An 18,908-nucleotide genomic window follows, 5' to 3' on the forward strand; every position below is an offset into this window, starting at 1 on the left:
CTATCGATCGAGCCTCAGTTTAGAGATCGAGCTGTTGCTGAGCAAGATGGGCATAAATGCCTTTGAGTTCAATTAATTCTTCAGGAGTTCCTTGCTCTGCTAAAACTCCACGATCGAGGACCCAAATGCGATCGGCATTTCGCACCGTAGATAGACGATGAGCAATCACAAATGTGGTGCGTCCTCGACTAATTCTGGCTAAATTCTGCTGAAAGCGTCGCTCTGATTCTGTATCGAGAGAACTCGTGGCTTCGTCTAAAATCAAAATTGCGGGTTGCCCTAAAAGCGCACGAGCGATCGCAATTCGCTGCCGCTGTCCACCCGATAGATTTGCACCGCGCTCACCGACTTTGGTGTTGTATCCCAAGGGCAAATCCTGGATAAAAGCATGAGCTTCTGCGAGCTTCGCAACCTCTACCACTTGCTCCAGCGTGTATTCAGGTCGATAAAGCTGAATATTTTCTAGAATCGTGCCTGAAAACAAGAAACATTCTTGCGGCACAACCCCTAATTGGCTCCGTAAGGACTGGGGTGAGACATGCTTAATGTCGTGCCCATCGATCCAAATTCGACCAGTGGTGGGATGATATAGCCCTTGCAGGAGCTTGATCAACGTACTTTTTCCAGATCCGCTCCGCCCCACGATCGCGATCGTTTGACCTGCTTCAACTTTTGCTGAAATGTTTTCCAGCGTGTTGCGTTCTTCGGCTTGCTCATAGCGAAACGTAACTTTCTCGAACTGTACTTCCCCTCGTATCGGAGGGAGCACTAACATCGATTGTCCAGGTGTCTCTTCCGGTTTAACGGAAAATACATCATTCAATCGTTCGACTGAAATCAAAACCTCCTGGAACTCATCCCACAGTCCAACGAGTGCTAGTACAGGTCCAATAACATTACCAATTAACATATTAAAAGCAACGAATTGCCCGATCGTCAACTGATCTTGAATCACCAAACTTGCACCGTACCAAAGTAGCGCAGTACTTCCGATCGAATTGACCAATCCGCCTGTCACTTGCAGCCCATTGGTCAGTTTTTGCGCCTTAAAGTGGATGTTGAGCATTCCAATTAGGCGGTCTTCCCAACGCCAGCGGACTTCTCGCTCTGCTGCCACCGATTTTACGGTTGCGACACCTGTCATCATTTCCACCAGCAGCGAGTTTTGCTCAGCCGTTGCGCTAAAGGCTTCCCGCGAAATTTGCCGCAGAAATGGAGTCGCAACCAGGGTCAAAATTACGATCGGTGGAATCAATGCGATGACAAAGAGAGTCAGATGCCAGTTGTAGTAGAACATCAGCCCGAGATAAACGATCGCCATCGTCGTATCTAGCCAAGTCGCAACCGCCTGCCGCGTTAGAAAAGCTTGAATTTTGCTATTTTCTTGCACTCGCGTCAGAATGTCTCCAACCTGGCGAGATTCAAAGAATTTCAGAGGCAACACTAAAGCATGACCAACAAACCCACTGATCAACGTCAAATCAAATCGATTAGAAAAATAATCTAATAGATACTGCCGTACTCCAACCAGTCCAATCCGCCAAACGCTAAACAACAGCAACCCAAGGCTGAAAAGATGCAGCATGGGTAAGCTTTTCTGCGTGACGACCTGATCAAGAATAATTTGAGTAAAGAGCGGTGTAACTAGCCCAAACAGTTGCAGTAGCAAAGAAAGTAGAATGATCTGCCACAGCACAGACCGATATGACCACAAGACTTCCCAAAACCGTTTTAAGTTGCGCTCTGTGGTTTGAACCGTTTTGAGTTGCGGGGTCGGATCAAGCATCAAGGCATAGCCCGACCAATGCTTGAGAAAGTCTTGATGAGTGAGATTGCGTTTACCACGGGCAGGATCGGCGACCAGTACCCGCCCCCCTTTGACCCGATAAACGACCACATAGTGATCCCCTTCCCAGTGAGCAATCCAGGGATTTTTTTGCTCCGCCATCCGCCCTAAACTTGCCCGAACCGGTCGTGCCTGAAACCCAACATTCTCTGCTGCGAGTGCTAAGTTCTTGAGCGAAGCCCCAGAACGTCCCACCTTTGCTAGTTCCCGCAATGTGTTCAGGCTCAGCCGATTTCCCCAGTACTGACCAATCATTGCAATACAGGCAACCCCACAATCTGCTGCGCTCTGCTGCTGAATCAATGGATACCGCTTCAGCAGTTTGGGTTGCCAAGGAACATGCCGAGCGGGTTTAGGAAAGTTGACTGCAACCTGATTCGCTGGCGTTGGATGAGTCACATCCTGACTCAGGGCTTTTTGAGTCGTATCTCCCTGAGTCGAAGTTGAGAGTAAAAGTTGCGGTGAGCCGCGCCCCAAGGCGATCGTTTCTTGCTGGTAGCGTCCTAATGTTCCAGAAGTCGTGACTGGCGAGGAAATTGCTTTCCATTGCTCGATCGAGACTTTGTAAATCAGCAATTTTGTCTTCGCAATCCAATCTGGGGGAGTTTTCTGAATCTCTCCCCAACTTTCCCCGACGATCGCGGGTGTCACCTCAGAATTTTGATCGTCAATCTCGCCTTGGTATAGCCAGAAGTAACCCGAATCAATGCCTGCTTCCACCAGTTTTGCCCCTGCCGGCACTTCAATCGTTTCTAAGAAAAATAACAACTGCTGAGCCTGATGACTCGTCAGCGTTTTCTTCGAGCTAGCACCCTCTATATCCCAAGCGATAGCAGTTCTGAGAAAGATTAAACGGGCGAAGCGAGTCGCTTGCTGGACTAAAAAATTCCGCAGTTGGGGAAGCTTTTTTAACCAACTTTCAAGTTTGGTCACAGAGATACGCGCAAGCGTCACAGGACTCGCCGCGATCGCAGTATAAGGGAGTGAATTCTGGCAAAATATCGACTCTGCCCCAAAGCATTGCCCGGTCTCTAAAAGCATGACTGATAGATCTCGCTGCTGCCGCAGATCAGGGCAGATCAATCTAACTTTCCCCTGACAAATGACATAAAAGTGTGCATTTTGTTCGTCAGAAGCAGCAGGGGATTTGTCTTCTGCGTTATCGTTCAATTCATTCCCAAGCTGAAATTCGCACAGCTGAAAGTCCTGGCTCAAAGCTTGCGCGATCGTTTCATCCATCTGGGCAGCAGCGAGCAGTTTTCGGAGGGCAATTTGGATGTCGATCGCGCCTCCTAAGCGTTGAGGCTGAAGCAGTGCCTGAAGGTTCGAGGCTGAATTCATATCCTAACTTCCTGGCATTTTGAGTATTTTTCTTAAAAGCTGACTATCTCTCCAGCGAGCGTTAAAATGCTTGCTCTCAATGGTGACAATCTCTCCCCAAATTTGTCGCCAATTTGGCAGATTTTTTGAGCGATGGACTCAAGTTTGAGCGTCAGTTTGAATAAATTAATGAACTGGTATTCCCTAGAACTCTCGAAATCGTTGCAATAGAATGGAATATCCCTGCACTGATGCGAGTGTGCATGACAAATTTCCTCATAATGAATTGACATCCTTGGGGCGTTAGGATGACCTCGTACAAATCTCGATTACCAAGCCATAAAACAACGATCAAGATTCAATGAATCTTGTTATTCTGAGTGATTCCATTATTAGAAGCGACAAACTCAGTGGTGCTGTCTATCCCATCGTCGGTATCGTAAGCCGCGTCTACAAATAATTTTGAATCTCGACATCTTTAGCCTACCTAACATTAGAAAACAACACGTTTCGATCGAATTCAAACTCGCACCAAGCGAAATACGATCAGTTCGCTCAGGCTGTATGAAGCTAATTCCGAGTAATGTAAAGTGAATCGTTGATAACTTCGGAACACAGACTTGCTTTTGCAAAGACTTGCCCAAACCGAAACCAAATAATATTTAGATATATTTAGATTTAGGATTTGAGTGCGAAGGCGTTCTGTAAAAAGCCTAAGAAACGAAATGATTGCTGTCAAGTCAATTACAAAAATTATTTTTATTAACTATATGGGCTATACAAATTACCCAAAGATTGCTACATCACGTCTAGATATCAAGCGTGGAACATATTGTGAAGGATGCACGTTATTATAATCACCAAATTGAGTGCAGCAAGAATAAGAACGAGCGAATCAACTTCTACGATGGATTAGAAATACCAATCCATTAGAACCCTAACAATTAGATAGAACGATTTCAGACTCATCTGAAATTACAAAAGAACTAACCTCATAGAAAGTAGAGCAGATCACTTTTTTTGGACTTAATTTTTAGAGGAAATTCTAATCTCTCACTTTGGTTAGAGGGGCGATTTCAACTAATAGTTTAATGCATCATTTTTTACTTCATAAGCAATGCGTAAGCGCGCAATCGATCCGATTTCGGCAAGGATGATCTATGCTGGAAAACGTCAAACTGCTTCTCTGGCTATGATGATTCTTTCTCCCGAACTGCAAACTCGCTTAGCTCAACCTCTGAAGATTGGTGATTTTGAGGTGAAAAGTCGGGTGTTGCAATCGCCACTATCGGGTGTAACAGATCTCGTATTTCGGAGATTAGTGCGTCGTCATGCTCCGGATTCGATGATGTATACCGAGATGGTGAACGCAACCGGATTGCATTATGTCAAAGAGATTCCGATTCTCATGGAAGTCGATCCGAATGAGCGCCCGATTAGTATTCAACTGTTTGATTGTCGCCCTGATTTTCTAGCGGAAGCCGCACAAAAAGCAGTAGACGAGGGAGCAGACACGGTTGATATCAATATGGGTTGCCCCGTGAATAAAATTACGAAAAATGGGGGTGGATCTTCTTTACTCCGGCAGCCAGAACTTGCAGAAGAGATTGTGCGATCGGTGGTGAATGCAGTCGATGTTCCCGTCACGGTTAAAACTCGAATTGGTTGGACGGATAAAGAAATTACGATTCTGGAATTTGCGAAGCGCATGGAAGATGCAGGCGCGAAAATGATCACCGTTCATGGACGTACGCGATCGCAAGGATACAACGGTGCAGCCAAGTGGGAATGGATTGCCAAAGTCAAAGAAATTCTCTCGATTCCAGTGATTGCAAACGGCGATATTTTCTCGGTAGAAGCAGCAGTCAAATGCTTGGAATTTACCAAAGCCGACGGTGTGATGTGTTCGCGCGGGACATTAGGATATCCGTTTTTAGTCGGAGAGATTGATTATTTTCTCAAGACTGGAGAAGAGAAAGCAAAACCGACTCCGATCGAGCGTTTAGAATGTGCGCGCGATCATCTGCAAATGTTGTGGGAGTACAAAGGCGATCGCGGAGTTCGACAAGCGCGCAAGCACATGACTTGGTACTCAAAAGGATTTGCTGGAGCAGCAGAACTCCGAGGGCAGTTAAGTCTGATTGAGAATGTGAATCAGGGATTGGAGTTAATCAATAAAGCGATCGATCGCTTGTCAGCAACAGGATGGCAAGAAGAATCGGAAGCCGAATTGCTGGAGATGTCGGTTAGCTGATTTCAGACTGCACAACTCCCGTTTGGTTTGCCGCAGATTTCATTGATCTGAGCATCGGTAAAGTTGCATTGAAAATTTTGTGCGCGTCTTCAGAAAAAGCTGTCTATATTCTGTTAAACATGACATCAGGCGTGACGGCAATCAAATTTGAATGCAAAAACTTTTTCTGCAACCATCGAACCTTCTGACTCTCAGTCTTGTGGCTGTTTTTTCTCTGCTTGCTGGATGTAGTCGATCGCCCAAACCGATCACACTCTCTAGCGGCACCAGCAATGGCTATTACAGCCGCCTCGCCAAGCAGATTACCACTGCCACAAACCGCACCGTCAATGTCCAGATTCAAGATCAAAAATCCGAAGGCTCGATCGAGAATCTCAATCGTCTCCTCGATCGTCAGGTCGATTTTGCGCTGGTGCAGTTGGATGTTGTGAGTGAGGCAATGCAGCAAGGAAAAGTCCAAGCGATCGCCGTGCTTGCCGATGAACCCATTCATATCATTGCCCTTAAAAATTCAAACGTGCGATCGCTGAGCGATTTAGAAAAAAAACGAGTCGGTATCGGTGCTCCAGGCAGCGGAATTTACTACACTTCTGAACTGATCAATACCGCTTTCAACTTAAACATTCAGAAAGACACGTCTGGATTTGACGAAGCGTTTCGCAAACTCAACAACCGCCAAATTGATGCTGCCATCTACGTCGGCTCAATCGGCGCGAGCGATCGCATCCGCCAACAACTCGTCGCACAACCCTCTTTGCAACTTGTTTCAATCCAACCGACATTCATTAACTATTTGATGAATCGCAATCCTGGCGCATATCAAGCCATGGGCATTCCTCAAGGTATTTACAGCGCGCGTCCCACGATTCCCGATCGCGATATTTCCACGCTCGCAACTGCCACCGTTCTCGTGACGCGCCCAGATGTCGATGAAAAAACCGTTGGACTCCTCACCTGGTCAATTCTCTACAACTCGCGCCAGTTCTCTCTCTTTTATCCTGAATTACAAACCGGAGAAGCGCGATCGCTGCTGCAAAAGAACTTGCTCTATGTACATCCGGGCGCACAAAGCGTTTACAGTCAAAACGCCGATCCTCGCGAAGCCTGGCTACGATACTTAGAATCCAATAACGACCTTCAAGCCGGGATTGTAATTCTGGTAGGAACGAGCGGGATTGGTTTGATCATGCGGCGTTGGAACCGCGAGCGCTGCAAAAAGCTCCTCACATCCACCATTACTCGTCTCAACGAACTCAATCAACTGCTGCCTCAAAATGCTCAACAAGCACTTTCGGGTGTTGAAGACCTCAGTCAAGAACATCGTCTGATGTTCATTGATGGACGGATCACCGCTGATACCTATGAGCAAGTTCAGCACAAAACCCAGACCTTCACCGAGGAATGCCGCAAAACCATTAAGCAACAGCATAAAGAATTAGTGCTCGATACCTTACTGATTCTGGACGACTGGCAAGCTGCGCTGCAAATCGACCCAGAATCAGCGCTGCAAAAACTCACGTCCCTAAAACAGCAATACCGGAAGATGCTGATCCAGGATCAAGTCGAGATTCAGGCATACATTGAGCTGATGGAACTGACGCTCTTATCCGTAATGTCATTGGCTCGGAAAACCGAAGCACACGAGAATCGCTCTCCTGATTCTGAGATCATTTCGTCCCCATATTCTCAGTAGGCGTAATGTTTGATCCTTAACTTGTGGATATAGGAGAAACCAGGAGAATCTACTAACAGATTTCCTCACTAAATTGTGTGATAGCCATTTTGCAAAAAATCTGATTAGATATAATCAGACTTGCTTCGGAGCGTTTTCGGCAGCCTTAATTTTAATTAGGCTGTTTTTTTTATCAGATAGTGTATACAGTGAACACCTAGTTAAGATTACAACTTAGACAGGTTTGACCCTGAGTTTTCACCGTTTCGATCGCTGAAAAAACCTTAAACAAGAGTGTCCTGTGTGTGAGACTGCCCTGTGAGTTCGTCTAGGGAGCACGATCGCGCTTTGCATAATTATCCTGGAGCAAAATCGTATCGGTTTGCGTCGAACGTTGAGCAGTGGTCGTTAAATTTTGCTACCCTACGAGACTGCGACCCAAATTCTGCGATCGAGCGAATCCCTCATGATTGAAGTCGAACACCTCAGCAAACTTTACGGTTCTACCGCTGCGATCGAAGATGTCACGTTTTCAGTCGAACCTGGCGAAATTCTCGGCTTTCTCGGTCCCAATGGAGCCGGAAAAACCACCACAATGCGAATCCTGTCGGGCTATTTGCCAGCTAGTCGAGGAACGGCTAAAGTCGCAGGCTTCGAGGTGCATGAAAATCTCATGGCAGTCCGACAAAAGATTGGCTACTTGCCGGAATCTCCCCCGCTTTATCCTGAAATGACCGTCCAGGGATTCTTGAATTTCGTTGCCCAAATTAAAGGGGTGAATGCAGGCGATCGCCCAAATCGCATTCAAATCGCACTCGAAAAAACAGGACTCATCGAGAAGCGAAAAACGATTATTCGCAAACTGTCTAAAGGCTATCGGCAACGGGTTGGCATTGCTCAAGCGATCGTGCATGATCCGCCTGTGATTATTTTGGACGAACCGACCGTTGGACTTGACCCGCGCCAAATCATCGAAGTCCGCAATCTGATCAAACAATTAGCAAGCGATCACACGGTCATTCTTTCCACGCATATCTTGCCGGAAGTGAGTATGACCTGCGATCGCGTCACGATTATCAATCGCGGTCGAGTGGTCGCAACCAATACGCCCGATCAATTGATGGCACAACTCAATCGGGGTGCAGGCTATGAACTCGAAGTCGAAGGCGATTGGAACACGATCGATCATTGCTTAAACATGATTGAAGCTGTGCAATCTGTCGAGCAGCAATCGACGGTTCATCAACGGCATCGCGTTCGCGTCTTTTCAGAGGTCGATTTGGGTCGAGAAATCGCGAATGCACTCGTGAGTCACGGATTAGGACTCTACGAAATGCGACGAGTACAGGCGAGTTTAGAAGATGTGTTCTTAAAGTTGACGACCGAAGAAAACCCTGTTGAAGAGTCTACCGAGGCGGAAGAATGAAGACTGTATTGTTGAATATTGTGGCGATCTATCGACGGGAGCTTCTGAGCTACTTTACTTCGCCGTTCGCTTATACGATCGCGGCTGTATTTTGGTTAATTTCTGGCTTTCTGTTTACAGCGACTTTAGATGGTGTGATTGCGAATGCAGCACAGTATGACCAAGCTACTGCATCGGGCATTAATACTGCTCCCGTCGATATTCCTTACGAATTTATTCGCTTGCTGCTCGGCGTGATTGGTTCGTTATCTCTCTTTGTATTACCCATGCTGTCTATGGGTCTATATGCCGAAGAACGAAAACGCGGCACATTAGAATTGCTAGCAACATCACCGCTGACGAATTGGTCGGTTGCAGTCGGGAAATTGCTAGGTGTGATGACCTTCTTTTTCACCATGTCGTTGCCGCTGTTGTTATATGAAGCGATCGCACTTGCGAATCTCAATCCACCGATTCAAATCAGTGTGTTACTGCTCGGTCACGCGGGGTTATTGCTTCTTGCGGGTGCAGTGCTCTCGCTCGGTATGTTTATGTCGTCGCTCACCGATAGCACGATCGTGGCTGCAATTCTGACCTTTGCCTTAGTACTTGCCTTGTGGGTTGTGGATCTAGTGGCTCGAAATTTTGGTGGAGTTGTTGGTAGTGCGATCGGGCATTTATCTTTACTCAAGCACTACACGAATTTAATTCAAGGCATTGTCGATACCAGTAGCTTAGTGGTCTTTGCAAGCTACATTCTGCTGGGAATTTTCCTCACTGCTCAATCGATCGATACATTCCGCTTCCAACGCTCATGAAAAGACGACTTAATTTTGTAAAATTCCTAATCCTGCCAGGATTCATGCTGATTTTGGCGGGCATCTCCGCAGGGATTGTTTCAGGCACTTGGGGATCGATTCCGCTGGGATTGATCATTGCTGGAATTGTCGTGATTGGGCTGTGGATGCTGCTGATTGGGCAATTTGACGATCCGTTAGAGCCGAGCTTTTGGCGAAGACGATCGACACAAGCCAGCACGAATGCGTTAGTGAGTACGATCGCGGTTTTAGCAATTCTCGGATTGATCAATTTTCTCGCGGTGCGATCGGTACAGCGATTTGACCTGACCGAATCAGGACTGTTCACGCTTTCGCCAGAATCTCAGCAAGTCTTGCGCGAAATGCAGCAAGGCGTAAAGCTCTGGATTTTCACAAATGATCAAAATCCTCAAGATCGAGCGTTGCTCGAAAACTATCAGCGGATCACGCCTAAATTCTCATTTGAGTATCTAGACCCCAACTCCAATCCTGGAGTCGCTCAAGCCTTTGGCATCAAGAACGCAGGCGATAACCGCGACGTGTTTATCGAACTGCAATCGAGTAAACGGCGACAGTTTCTCCAGAGTATTTCACCTGAAATCCGTCTCTCTGAAAATCGCATCACGAATGGAATCTTGCAGATTACTAGCGATCGCCGCTCCAAAGCCTACTTTGTTCAAGGTCATGGAGAAAAATCGCTCACAGCAGGAGACAACTCGATTTCAGAATCGGTGAAAGCTTTAGAAGATAAGAATTTTATCAATGAACCTCTGAATCTTGCCCAACTGGGTTCTGTTCCCGAAGATGCTTCTATCGTGCTGGTCATTGGCTCAACTCGTCCTTTAGCAGAAGGAGAAGCGAAAGCCCTCGAAGCCTATGCGAACCGAGGCGGAAATCTCCTGATCGCAGTCGATCCAAATACGAAATCTGGACTTGATCCGTTTCTCAATTCCTGGGGTGTGAAACTCGACGATCGCGTTGCGATTAATGCGCCAAACCAGCGATTGAGCAACGCAGGCCCGGCTGTCGCGATCGTCACTCAATACGGAAATCATCCGATTACTGCCCCCTTCGGCAAGGGCATTTCGTTCTATCCGGTTGCTCGCCCGATCGACATCACACCGACTCCAGGCATTCAAGCCACTCCGCTCTTACTGACTGACCCCAATAGTTGGGCAGAAAGCAATCTCAAATCACAACCTTTAAAGCTAGATGGTGGCGATCGACCTGGACCTTTAGCGCTTGCAGTTGCACTCGAACGCACGGTCAACGCAACTGCTTCTCCTAGCCCAACTGCTTCTCCCTCTCCGAGTCCATCTCCAACTGCCTCTCCGAGTCCAGTTCCCAGTCCAACCGCTTCTGCACCTGCCAAACCTTCACGCATGGTCGTGTTTGGCAATTCAACCTTTATGGTGAACGGATTTTTTGCTCAGCAGTTGAATGCGGATGTTTTTCTGAATTCTGTGAATTGGTTGACTCCAGATCAGCAGCAACCGCTCTCCATTCGACCTAAAGATGTAAAAAATCGCCGCATTGCTCTTAGCGGTGAGCAAGCCTTACTGCTCGGATTCCTCGCTTTAGCGATCGTGCCGCTTTTCGGCTTCATTACCGCAGGCGCGCTCTGGTGGAAACGACGCTAAAAAACCTGGGGACAGAACATCCCCAGGCACAGTAACGATAAAAACTAGCCGTGAAAAATTACATCAAACCCAACTGAGCCAAAATCCCTTTTCCAGTCATCAACTCAGTTGCAAGTCCGATCGCAAGACCTAACATCGCCAAGCGACCATTCCAGTTCTCAGCAAAATCGGTAAATCCAAAAGTGCTTTTCTTCTCCATCTTTCGTGACCTCTTTCTCAAGATAGATTACTCTCCATAACGTAACATTTCTTAAACTTCTTGACAATCGATCAAACTAGATCAGTGAGGCGGGTAGATAGGGGGTATAGAGAAATCTGGTCGTTGAGTGCATTGCAATTCCTAACATTCATGAATCGGATTTGAGTCCATATGCTAGATTTCTACGTATGACAAGGGGAAGAAAAATTCAAACTACCGCAGAACTCGAAGTCCGGTTACTGCGCGAAGGGATCACCGAATCCGTACATCATGCTCAAGCGGTCATTTGTGACGATCGCGGTCGATTGCTCCTATGCGCGGGCAATCCTGAAACCGCCACATTTGCTCGATCCGCACTCAAACCGTTTCAAGCCATTGCTGTGACTGCATCTGGCACATTGGAGCGGTTTAATTTGACCGATCGCGATTTAGCCATTATTTGTAGCTCGCACAAAGGCTCGATCGAACAAGTTCGCCAAGCTTTTAACATTCTCTGGCGTGCTGATATCGATCCGAGCGCCCTGCAATGTCCTATTCCTGCTGGCAAGAAAAGCCCCCTAGAATACAACTGCTCAGGCAAACATGCGGGAATGTTGGCAGTCTCTCAACAACTAGGCTTTCCGTTTACCGATTATTTGAACTACCATCATCCGGTGCAGCAACTGATTCTGAGTAAGCTCGCAGAATTTCTCAAAAATCCTGCCGAAGAATTCATTCCTGCCCGTGACGACTGTGGCGCACCGACTTATTTTATGCAGCTTCGCCAACTGGCTTGGCTCTATGGTCAGCTTGCTTCTGGCGGAAATCTCGACATGGAACGCATTGTCAGAGCCATGACCCATCACCCAACCTTGGTGGCGGGAGAAGGCGAGTTTGACACCGAATTAATGCGGCTGAGTGAAGGCGAACTCGTCAGCAAATCGGGTGCAGAAGGCATTCAGTGTATTGGACGAGTCGGGGAAGGCATGGGACTGGCGATTAAGGTGATGGACGGTGCAAAACGCGCCAAATACGCGATCGCCATTCACGTTTTGCGCCAAATGGGGTGGATTACCCCTGCCATTGCGGAAAATCTCTCGGAGAAGTACATCACGATCGGACAATATAAGCGACTCGATGTCGCGGGCGAACTTTCCATGCTTTAGTTGCACTTGGAACCTTCCAAATGACGATCGCGTTGTTAAAATCACATCATTAATCTTCTCTAGAGTGCACCGATTCTCATGAGCGACACTATCCTGAATGTCCGCAACTTGCAGGTTCAATTCAAAACCGATGAAAGAATCATCAAAGCTGTTGATAGTATTTCATTTCAGGTCAGACGTGGACGCACTTTAGGAATTGTCGGCGAATCAGGCTCAGGGAAATCGGTGACTTCTCTTGCAGTGATGCAATTAATTCCCAATCCCCCTGGACGGATTACAAGCGGCGAAATTTGGTTTCAGGCGAGAGATGCCCAAGAGCCAATTGATTTACTCACGGTTCCCGAAAAACAGATCCAGAAGTATCGGGGTGAGCAGATCTCGATGATCTTCCAAGAACCGATGACTTCGCTGAATCCGGTTTACACATGCGGTTTTCAGCTCGTCGAAGCGATTCGGCAGCATGAAGATATTTCTCAATCCGAAGCCCGTCGCCGTGCGGCAGCGCTGTTGCAAGAAGTCCGCGTCTTGCCGCCCGACGACGAAATGAAGCGGCGCATTTTAGAAGAGCAATCGATCGCTGAATCCGAAATCGATGCCGAATTGAATCGCCAAAAAACCTCGATGCTCGATCGCTATCCGCACGAACTTTCCGGCGGACAGTTGCAGCGGATCATGATTGCAATGGCGATCGCGTGTAACCCAACCCTGCTGATTGCAGATGAACCGACGACTGCATTGGATGTAACGGTGCAGGCAACGATTTTGGATCTGCTGCGAGAACTGCGCGATCGTCGTGGAATGGCAATGATGTTCATCACGCATGATTTAGGCTTGATTGCAGAAATCGCGGATGACGTGGCGGTGATGTACGAAGGCAAAATCGTCGAATATGGTTCGGTTCTAGAAATTTTCTCCAATCCCAAACATCCTTACACGCGCGGATTGTTGACTTGCCGCCCACAGCCTCATCGACGGTTGAGATTCTTGCCCACAGTTTCAGATTTCATGGAAGTCTCCATGTTGCCAACGGGTGAAAAATTGATCCAGGCAAAAAAACAGGATGTTCATGCAGTTCTAGCAGAAGCTCAAGAAGTCAGCGAAGCGGAACTTGCTCAAAGACTGCAAGACCTCCAGAAACATGCTCCGCTCGTTTCCGTGCAAAATTTGCAAGTCGCCTTTCCAGTTCGTGGCGTGTTTGGGCAAACCAAGCGATATCTCATGGCAGTGAATGATGTTTCATTCGATGTCTATCCTGGGGAAACCCTAGGATTAGTAGGTGAATCGGGTTGTGGCAAGTCCACCTTGGCACGAACGCTGCTGAGATTGATCGAGCCGAAGCAAGGCAAGATCTTTTTTGAGGATCAAGACATTCTCAAACTGTCAAAATCCCAATTGCGTCAACTGCGTCGAGAAGCCCAAATTATTTTCCAAAATCCATTTAGCTCCCTCGATCCGCGGATGAACATTGGGGATGCGGTGATGGAGCCTTTGGTGATTTATGGTCGAGGCAATCGCAAGCAGTATCGAGAGCGCGCCGAATATCTCTTGCAGCGAGTTGGACTTGACCCGAAATGGATGCGGCGCTATCCGCATGAATTCTCAGGCGGTCAGCGGCAGCGGATTTGTATTGCGCGATCGCTTGCCCTAAATCCTAAATTTATTATTTGCGATGAGTCGGTCTCGGCGCTCGATGTTTCTGTCCAAGCACAAGTGCTCAACCTCTTAAAAGAATTGCAGGCAGAATTCGGCTTGACTTACATTTTCATTTCACACGACTTGAGTGTAGTCAAGTTCATGAGCGATCGCATTATCGTGATGAATCGCGGCAAGATCGAAGAAATTGGTACAGCCGATACAATCTACTCCAAGCCGCAAACGCCTTATACACGGCAATTAATTTCTGCAATTCCAGTCGGTTCAATCGATCGCATCCAACAGCGTCAACAATCTCGATCGGCATAATCCTCAATTTAAAACGAAAGCGGCAAATGATTCAGTTTGCCGCTTTTGTGTTGAATACAATTATTTGCCTAACAGTTTCACCAAGCCAATCCCACCAAAATACAAGCCCAAAACCGCTCCACCTAACAAACTCTGCGTCAATGGATCAGTTGAAGGCGTAATCACTGCACCCAAAATCGCTGAACCTAACAGCACATATTTCCATCCTGACAGCATCGTTTGAGAAGAAACAATTCCCAAAAATCCCAACAATGCCTGCACAACTGGAATTTGAAACGCCAATCCAGTACTAAACATCAAAAGCAACACAAACTCAAAATAGCGATCGATTGACCAAGCCTGCTCAACAACTTCCGCACCGTAAGAGATAAAGAAATTCAACGCTGCCGGAATCAGCAACGCATAAGCAAATGCCAATCCTGCCAGAAATAAAATACTTGACCCAAAGATCACGGGCGCTAAAAACCGTTTCTCTCTGCGTGTCAGCCCTGGCAGCACAAACGCGACAATCTGATACAAAATCATCGGCGCAGCCAGCACCAGACCGCTATATCCTGCCACCTTCATCGAAACAAAGAAATATTCTCCTGGCGCAAGCTGGAGGAATTTCACCCCAACGGCTGGCACTTCCAAGAATTGCACCAGCGGTCTGACATAGACAAAACACCCAATAATGCAAACGACGATCGCGATTAACGAATAAAAAATTCGCTGCCGCAATTCTTCTAAATGATCAAACAGCGACATCTCAACATCATCGAGAATGTCTCCATCATCTGCTAGGGTCGGTGGATCAGCAGGCGCGAGATCCTTCGCCGTATCTGAAGTGATATCGGTGGATTGAGTCGTTTCGAGTTCCGAGGGAGCAGTCATGGATTCTATCTTTCTGTCCGATGGGTTGTACTCATTGTATCGAGGAGAGGCATAGAGACAAACTGGCTTCTGTTGATATAGTTGGGAAAATGTCTCCACATCAGGGTCTAGGTTCTTCAACTCCCTTAAAAACTTGACAATGCTGCTTGCGAATCGATATCAGATCTTACGAACGTTAGGCGAAGGAGGATTTGGTCAGACCTTCTTAGCAGAAGACACCCAAATGCCCTCTAGACGGATTTGTGTGATTAAACAACTCAAGCCTGTCACGACTGAAGCAGGCGTTTATCAAGTGATTCAAGACCGATTTCAGCGAGAAGCTGCGATTTTAGAAAAACTAGGCGAAAATCATCTCCAAATTCCTAGACTCTACGCCTATTTCAATGATGCGGGGCAGTTTTATCTCGTACAAGAATGGATTGAAGGCGAAACGTTAGAACAACTCGTCGATCGCAAAGCACTGTTCACCGAAAATTCTGTCCGTAAGATCTTGCTTGATCTTTTACCTGTGCTGGAATTTATCCACGCTCAGGGCATGATTCACCGCGATATCAAACCTGAAAATATCATCCTGCGAAATTCTAATCAGGAGCCAGTGCTGATCGACTATGGCGCGGTTCGCGAAACAATGGGAACGGTGTTTAATTCGAGAGGAAATCCTACCAGTTCGATCGTGATTGGCACACCAGGCTATATGCCCTCTGAACAAGCCGCAGGTAGACCCATTCCCTCAAGTGATCTTTACAGTTTAGGATTGACTGCAATCTATCTGCTCACAGGTCGATCTCCTCAACTGTTAGAAACCGATCCGCAAACTGGAGATATTTTATGGCAGCAGAACGCACCTCAGTTAAGCCCTGAATTTGCGGCGATTCTAACCAAAATGGTGCGATCGCATCCACGCGATCGATATGCGAGTGCGGCTCAACTTCGAGCCGTCCTAGAATCTCCAACGTCTACCGTCCCTTCGACTCAGATTCATCAAGCTAGTACTGAGGTCGGCACTGTCATGCTCGCCTCGAATTCATCGAGTGTGGTGTCTGCTTCATCGACTCAACCCGATCGCTCAAAACTGATCACGGCTGGAATTGTTGGCGGTGGATTACTTGCAGCCGTTGGAACAGTGAGCTTTTTCCTTAGTCGTGATCCTCATGTTCTCACTCTGCCGCCCATTGTTCGATCTACGATTGCGAGTCCTAACCCAACCGGGAAGCCTTTCACGGAAGCAAGCCCATCCCCATCGCCGGTTGAAAGTCCTCGGGTTCGCACTGCTTCTCCTGAGCCGAGTCCTATTACTTCTAGCAATCCTAAACCCTCTCCAACGGACAATAATCCACCCGGGGAAGTGATTTCTGTGCCGCTTGTTCTCAAGGGAATTGCTGGAGGACAGGTAAAAGTTTATGCTCAGCCTTCTACGCGATCGAATTCCCCCCATTACGGTCTGACAGGTGATCAAGTAATTGCTACCCGACTGACAGAAAATGATAGTCAAGAGCTTTGGTACTATGTGAAGTTTCCGTCAGGTGCGGAGGGCTGGATTCAAGCAGAACAAACCGATTCCATCAATGATCCATCTGAAATTTCTCAATTTCCTCGTGAGGGACGATTGCTAGGCGAAACGATTGGAAGTCGTGTGAATATCCGTTCTGCACCTTCGACTACTGCGAGTGCGCCAAGCTATGGATTAGTTGGGGATCGAGTCGTTGTCTTGGAGCAAACGCTGGGCGAGGATGATAGAACCTGGTATTTCGTTGAATTTCCAGCTTCTAAGGCAAGAGGTTGGGTGCGGGAGGATTTTGTGGGGATGTGAATCTGATAAACTGATCGTCGAAAAAGTGCATGGGTACAGATATGATTCGAGCCGTTGTTGTTGACCCAGATGTACCTGGACGCTTAGCGATCGCATTAGTTCATCCCCCTTCAGCCTTGCCGAATCAAGCAATTGTTGAAGTTGCTGCCATTTCGCTGAATCGCGGTGAAGTTCGACGATCGCTGAGTGCCGCAGCGGGTTGGCGACCCGGTTGGGACTTTGCCGGAACGATTTCAGTCGCTGCCGCTGATGGCTCTGGATTTCCAGTTGGAACGCGGGTTGTGGGATTTTTGAGCGGGGGAGCTTGGGCAGAAGAAGTTGCCGTTTCGACGGATGCGATCGCGGCTTTACCAGATTCAGTTGACTTTAAAACTGCGGCGACGCTCCCTGTCGCTGGATTGACCGCATTATTAGCGTTGGAGAAAGGTGGAAATTTACTCGATCGCTCGGTTCTGATTACGGGTGCATCGGGTGGAGTCGGATATTTTGCGTGTCAACTTGCAGCAGCAGCAGGCGCGATCGTCACGGCTCAAGTGCGTCGCTCTGAGTTAGTAGAATTTGTCAAAACCGCCAAAGCGCATCAAGTGATTGTCGGCAATCGATTTGATCAGTTTGCACCTTATGATCTTGCACTCGATTCTGTGGGCGGAGATGTGTTACCTGGCGTGCTAGAAAACCTTGCACTCGATGGAACCTGCGTAACCTTCGGAGCGACAGCAGGGTCAGAAGTAACTTTCAACGTCTCCAAATTCTATGGCAAGGGTGGCTTAAATTTCTATGGCTTTATCCTATTTCATGAACTGACCAAGCAAACTGCTGCTGCTGGACTGACGCGCTTAGTTAAGCTTGTTGAGCAAGACTTACTGAAGCCTCACATCGATTTAGAAGCTTCATGGCAAGAGGTTGCTCAAGTCGCGCAACAACTGACTGATCGGCAATTTCTAGGTAAAGCTGTTCTTCAACTTCGGACATAGAACTCTCTCGATCGGATAATATCCCAGTGAGGAAGTCAATGTTAATTCGTCGCTCTAAAGTGTAGCTATTCTAAGCATTAGGAGCGAACCTTATGTTAACTGGACTCTTATTAATCGTGGGTTATGGCGCAATCAGTAGTGCTTTTCTAGCACGCTTATTAGAAAACAATCAATTCTAAGTGAGAGAACCATGCCTTCTTGGTTCATTGCAGGTTTATGGGGCTTACTTGGCGGTTCAGCGCTTGTTTTAGGAGCGGCAGTAGGCTATTTTGCCCGATTACCCCAACGCCTCATCGCTGCAATTATGGCGTTTGGTGCTGGAGTACTGATTTCAGCGTTGTCTTTTGAATTGATGGACGAAGCCTTTCAGCGCGGTGGATTTGATTCAACTGCGATCGGCTTTATCAGCGGAGCTACCGTTTACACCTTAGCCAATTGGTTTCTCTCGACTCAAGGTGCAAAACATCGCAAGCGGTCTGGGCAAAAGCAACCGAGTGAAGCGGATAATTCGGGAAGCGGAGCCGCGATCGCAGTCGGCGCGCTACTCGACGGTATTCCTGAATCGATCGTGATTGGTGTGAGTATGCTCGGTGGGGGTGTGGTGAGTTGGGTGACGGTAGCAGCCGTGTTTTTATCGAATGTTCCTGAAGGATTGTCCAGCGCTGCGGGCATGAAGCAAGCGGGTCGATCACTCAAATATATTTTCGGAATTTGGAGCTTGATTGCGATCTCATCGGGCATTGCTGCATTATTTGGCTATGTTGTGTTTAGCCACGTTTCCACGGAGATTATCGCAGCGACGGATGCGATTGCAGCAGGAGCCATTCTCGCCATGATTGCAGATACGATGATTCCTGAGGCGTTTGAATACACACATGATTTCGCAGGACTAATTACAGTGTGCGGATTTCTCGCTGCATTCGTTCTGAGTAAGCTTGGAGGTTAATGCTGTAGGCAATAGGGTTGACTTGCAAGTCATAACTGTGAGTT

General features: G+C 47.5%; 14 protein-coding genes. 11 read left to right on the plus strand and 3 right to left on the minus strand.

Going from position 1 to position 18,908, the window contains the following annotated elements; translation table 11 throughout:
- Positions 1 to 19 precede the first annotated feature (19 nt).
- Positions 20 to 3,187, minus strand: coding sequence for an ABC transporter transmembrane domain-containing protein (locus tag J0L70_RS04850; protein ID WP_287453310.1), 3,168 nt, complete (start codon positions 3,185 to 3,187; stop codon positions 20 to 22).
- A gap of 1,096 nt (positions 3,188 to 4,283) precedes the next feature.
- On the opposite strand from J0L70_RS04850, the gene dusB reads away from it, so the two are divergent.
- The 6 genes from dusB to J0L70_RS04880 all read left to right on the plus strand — a co-directional run bounded on the left by dusB (position 4,284) and on the right by J0L70_RS04880 (position 10,955).
- Positions 4,284 to 5,420 (plus strand): tRNA dihydrouridine synthase DusB, encoded by a 1,137-nt coding sequence (gene dusB / locus J0L70_RS04855; RefSeq protein ID WP_316426824.1) that lies wholly within the window; start codon positions 4,284 to 4,286, stop codon positions 5,418 to 5,420.
- A gap of 151 nt (positions 5,421 to 5,571) precedes the next feature.
- Complete coding sequence (locus J0L70_RS04860) at positions 5,572 to 7,113, plus strand: TAXI family TRAP transporter solute-binding subunit (protein WP_017287605.1); 1,542 nt, start codon at positions 5,572 to 5,574, stop codon at positions 7,111 to 7,113.
- Positions 7,114 to 7,410: 297 nt separating this feature from the next.
- Positions 7,411 to 7,566: a hypothetical protein gene (locus J0L70_RS04865; RefSeq protein ID WP_287453311.1), complete on the plus strand. Its 156-nt coding sequence runs from the start codon at positions 7,411 to 7,413 to the stop codon at positions 7,564 to 7,566.
- On the plus strand, positions 7,559 to 8,518 hold the full coding sequence (locus J0L70_RS04870; RefSeq protein WP_287453312.1) for an ABC transporter ATP-binding protein: 960 nt from the start codon (positions 7,559 to 7,561) through the stop codon (positions 8,516 to 8,518). The genes J0L70_RS04865 and J0L70_RS04870 overlap by 8 nt, the downstream gene beginning before the upstream one ends.
- Positions 8,515 to 9,315, plus strand: a complete 801-nt coding sequence (locus tag J0L70_RS04875; RefSeq protein WP_287453313.1) for an ABC transporter permease — start codon at positions 8,515 to 8,517, stop codon at positions 9,313 to 9,315. The genes J0L70_RS04870 and J0L70_RS04875 overlap by 4 nt, the downstream gene beginning before the upstream one ends.
- Positions 9,312 to 10,955: a GldG family protein gene (locus J0L70_RS04880; protein WP_287453315.1), complete on the plus strand. Its 1,644-nt coding sequence runs from the start codon at positions 9,312 to 9,314 to the stop codon at positions 10,953 to 10,955. Before J0L70_RS04875 ends, J0L70_RS04880 begins: the two co-directional genes overlap by 4 nt.
- 58 nt (positions 10,956 to 11,013) lie before the next feature.
- On the opposite strand, the gene J0L70_RS04885 is transcribed toward J0L70_RS04880, so the two are convergent.
- Complete coding sequence (locus tag J0L70_RS04885) at positions 11,014 to 11,154, minus strand: CAB/ELIP/HLIP family chlorophyll-binding protein (protein WP_017287601.1); 141 nt, start codon at positions 11,152 to 11,154, stop codon at positions 11,014 to 11,016.
- Positions 11,155 to 11,342: 188 nt separating this feature from the next.
- Between J0L70_RS04885 and J0L70_RS04890 the strand changes: the two genes are divergently transcribed.
- A complete protein-coding gene (locus J0L70_RS04890) occupies positions 11,343 to 12,299 on the plus strand; it encodes an asparaginase (RefSeq protein WP_017287600.1) in 957 nt (318 codons plus the stop codon).
- A 78-nt stretch (positions 12,300 to 12,377) separates the two neighbouring features.
- Entirely contained in the window at positions 12,378 to 14,261 is a 1,884-nt protein-coding gene (locus J0L70_RS04895; RefSeq protein WP_287453316.1) for an ABC transporter ATP-binding protein, read from the plus strand.
- Between the two features lie 60 nt (positions 14,262 to 14,321).
- On the opposite strand, the gene tatC is transcribed toward J0L70_RS04895, so the two are convergent.
- On the minus strand, positions 14,322 to 15,134 hold the full coding sequence (gene tatC / locus J0L70_RS04900) for a twin-arginine translocase subunit TatC (RefSeq protein ID WP_268184114.1): 813 nt from the start codon (positions 15,132 to 15,134) through the stop codon (positions 14,322 to 14,324).
- Between the two features lie 139 nt (positions 15,135 to 15,273).
- Between tatC and J0L70_RS04905 the strand changes: the two genes are divergently transcribed.
- The 3 genes from J0L70_RS04905 to J0L70_RS04915 all read left to right on the plus strand — a co-directional run bounded on the left by J0L70_RS04905 (position 15,274) and on the right by J0L70_RS04915 (position 18,864).
- Positions 15,274 to 16,944 carry a protein kinase domain-containing protein gene (locus J0L70_RS04905; protein ID WP_287453317.1) on the plus strand — a complete coding sequence of 557 codons (1,671 nt, stop codon included), beginning with the start codon at positions 15,274 to 15,276 and terminating at the stop codon, positions 16,942 to 16,944.
- Between the two features lie 29 nt (positions 16,945 to 16,973).
- Positions 16,974 to 17,918: a zinc-binding dehydrogenase gene (locus tag J0L70_RS04910; protein ID WP_287453318.1), complete on the plus strand. Its 945-nt coding sequence runs from the start codon at positions 16,974 to 16,976 to the stop codon at positions 17,916 to 17,918.
- Positions 17,919 to 18,108: 190 nt separating this feature from the next.
- Positions 18,109 to 18,864, plus strand: coding sequence for a ZIP family metal transporter (locus J0L70_RS04915; protein WP_287453319.1), 756 nt, complete (start codon positions 18,109 to 18,111; stop codon positions 18,862 to 18,864).
- Positions 18,865 to 18,908 lie beyond the last annotated feature (44 nt).

The sequence above is a fragment of the Leptolyngbya sp. UWPOB_LEPTO1 genome (assembly GCF_017302695.1).
GTDB classification, from domain to species: domain Bacteria; phylum Cyanobacteriota; class Cyanobacteriia; order Leptolyngbyales; family Leptolyngbyaceae; genus Leptolyngbya; species Leptolyngbya boryana.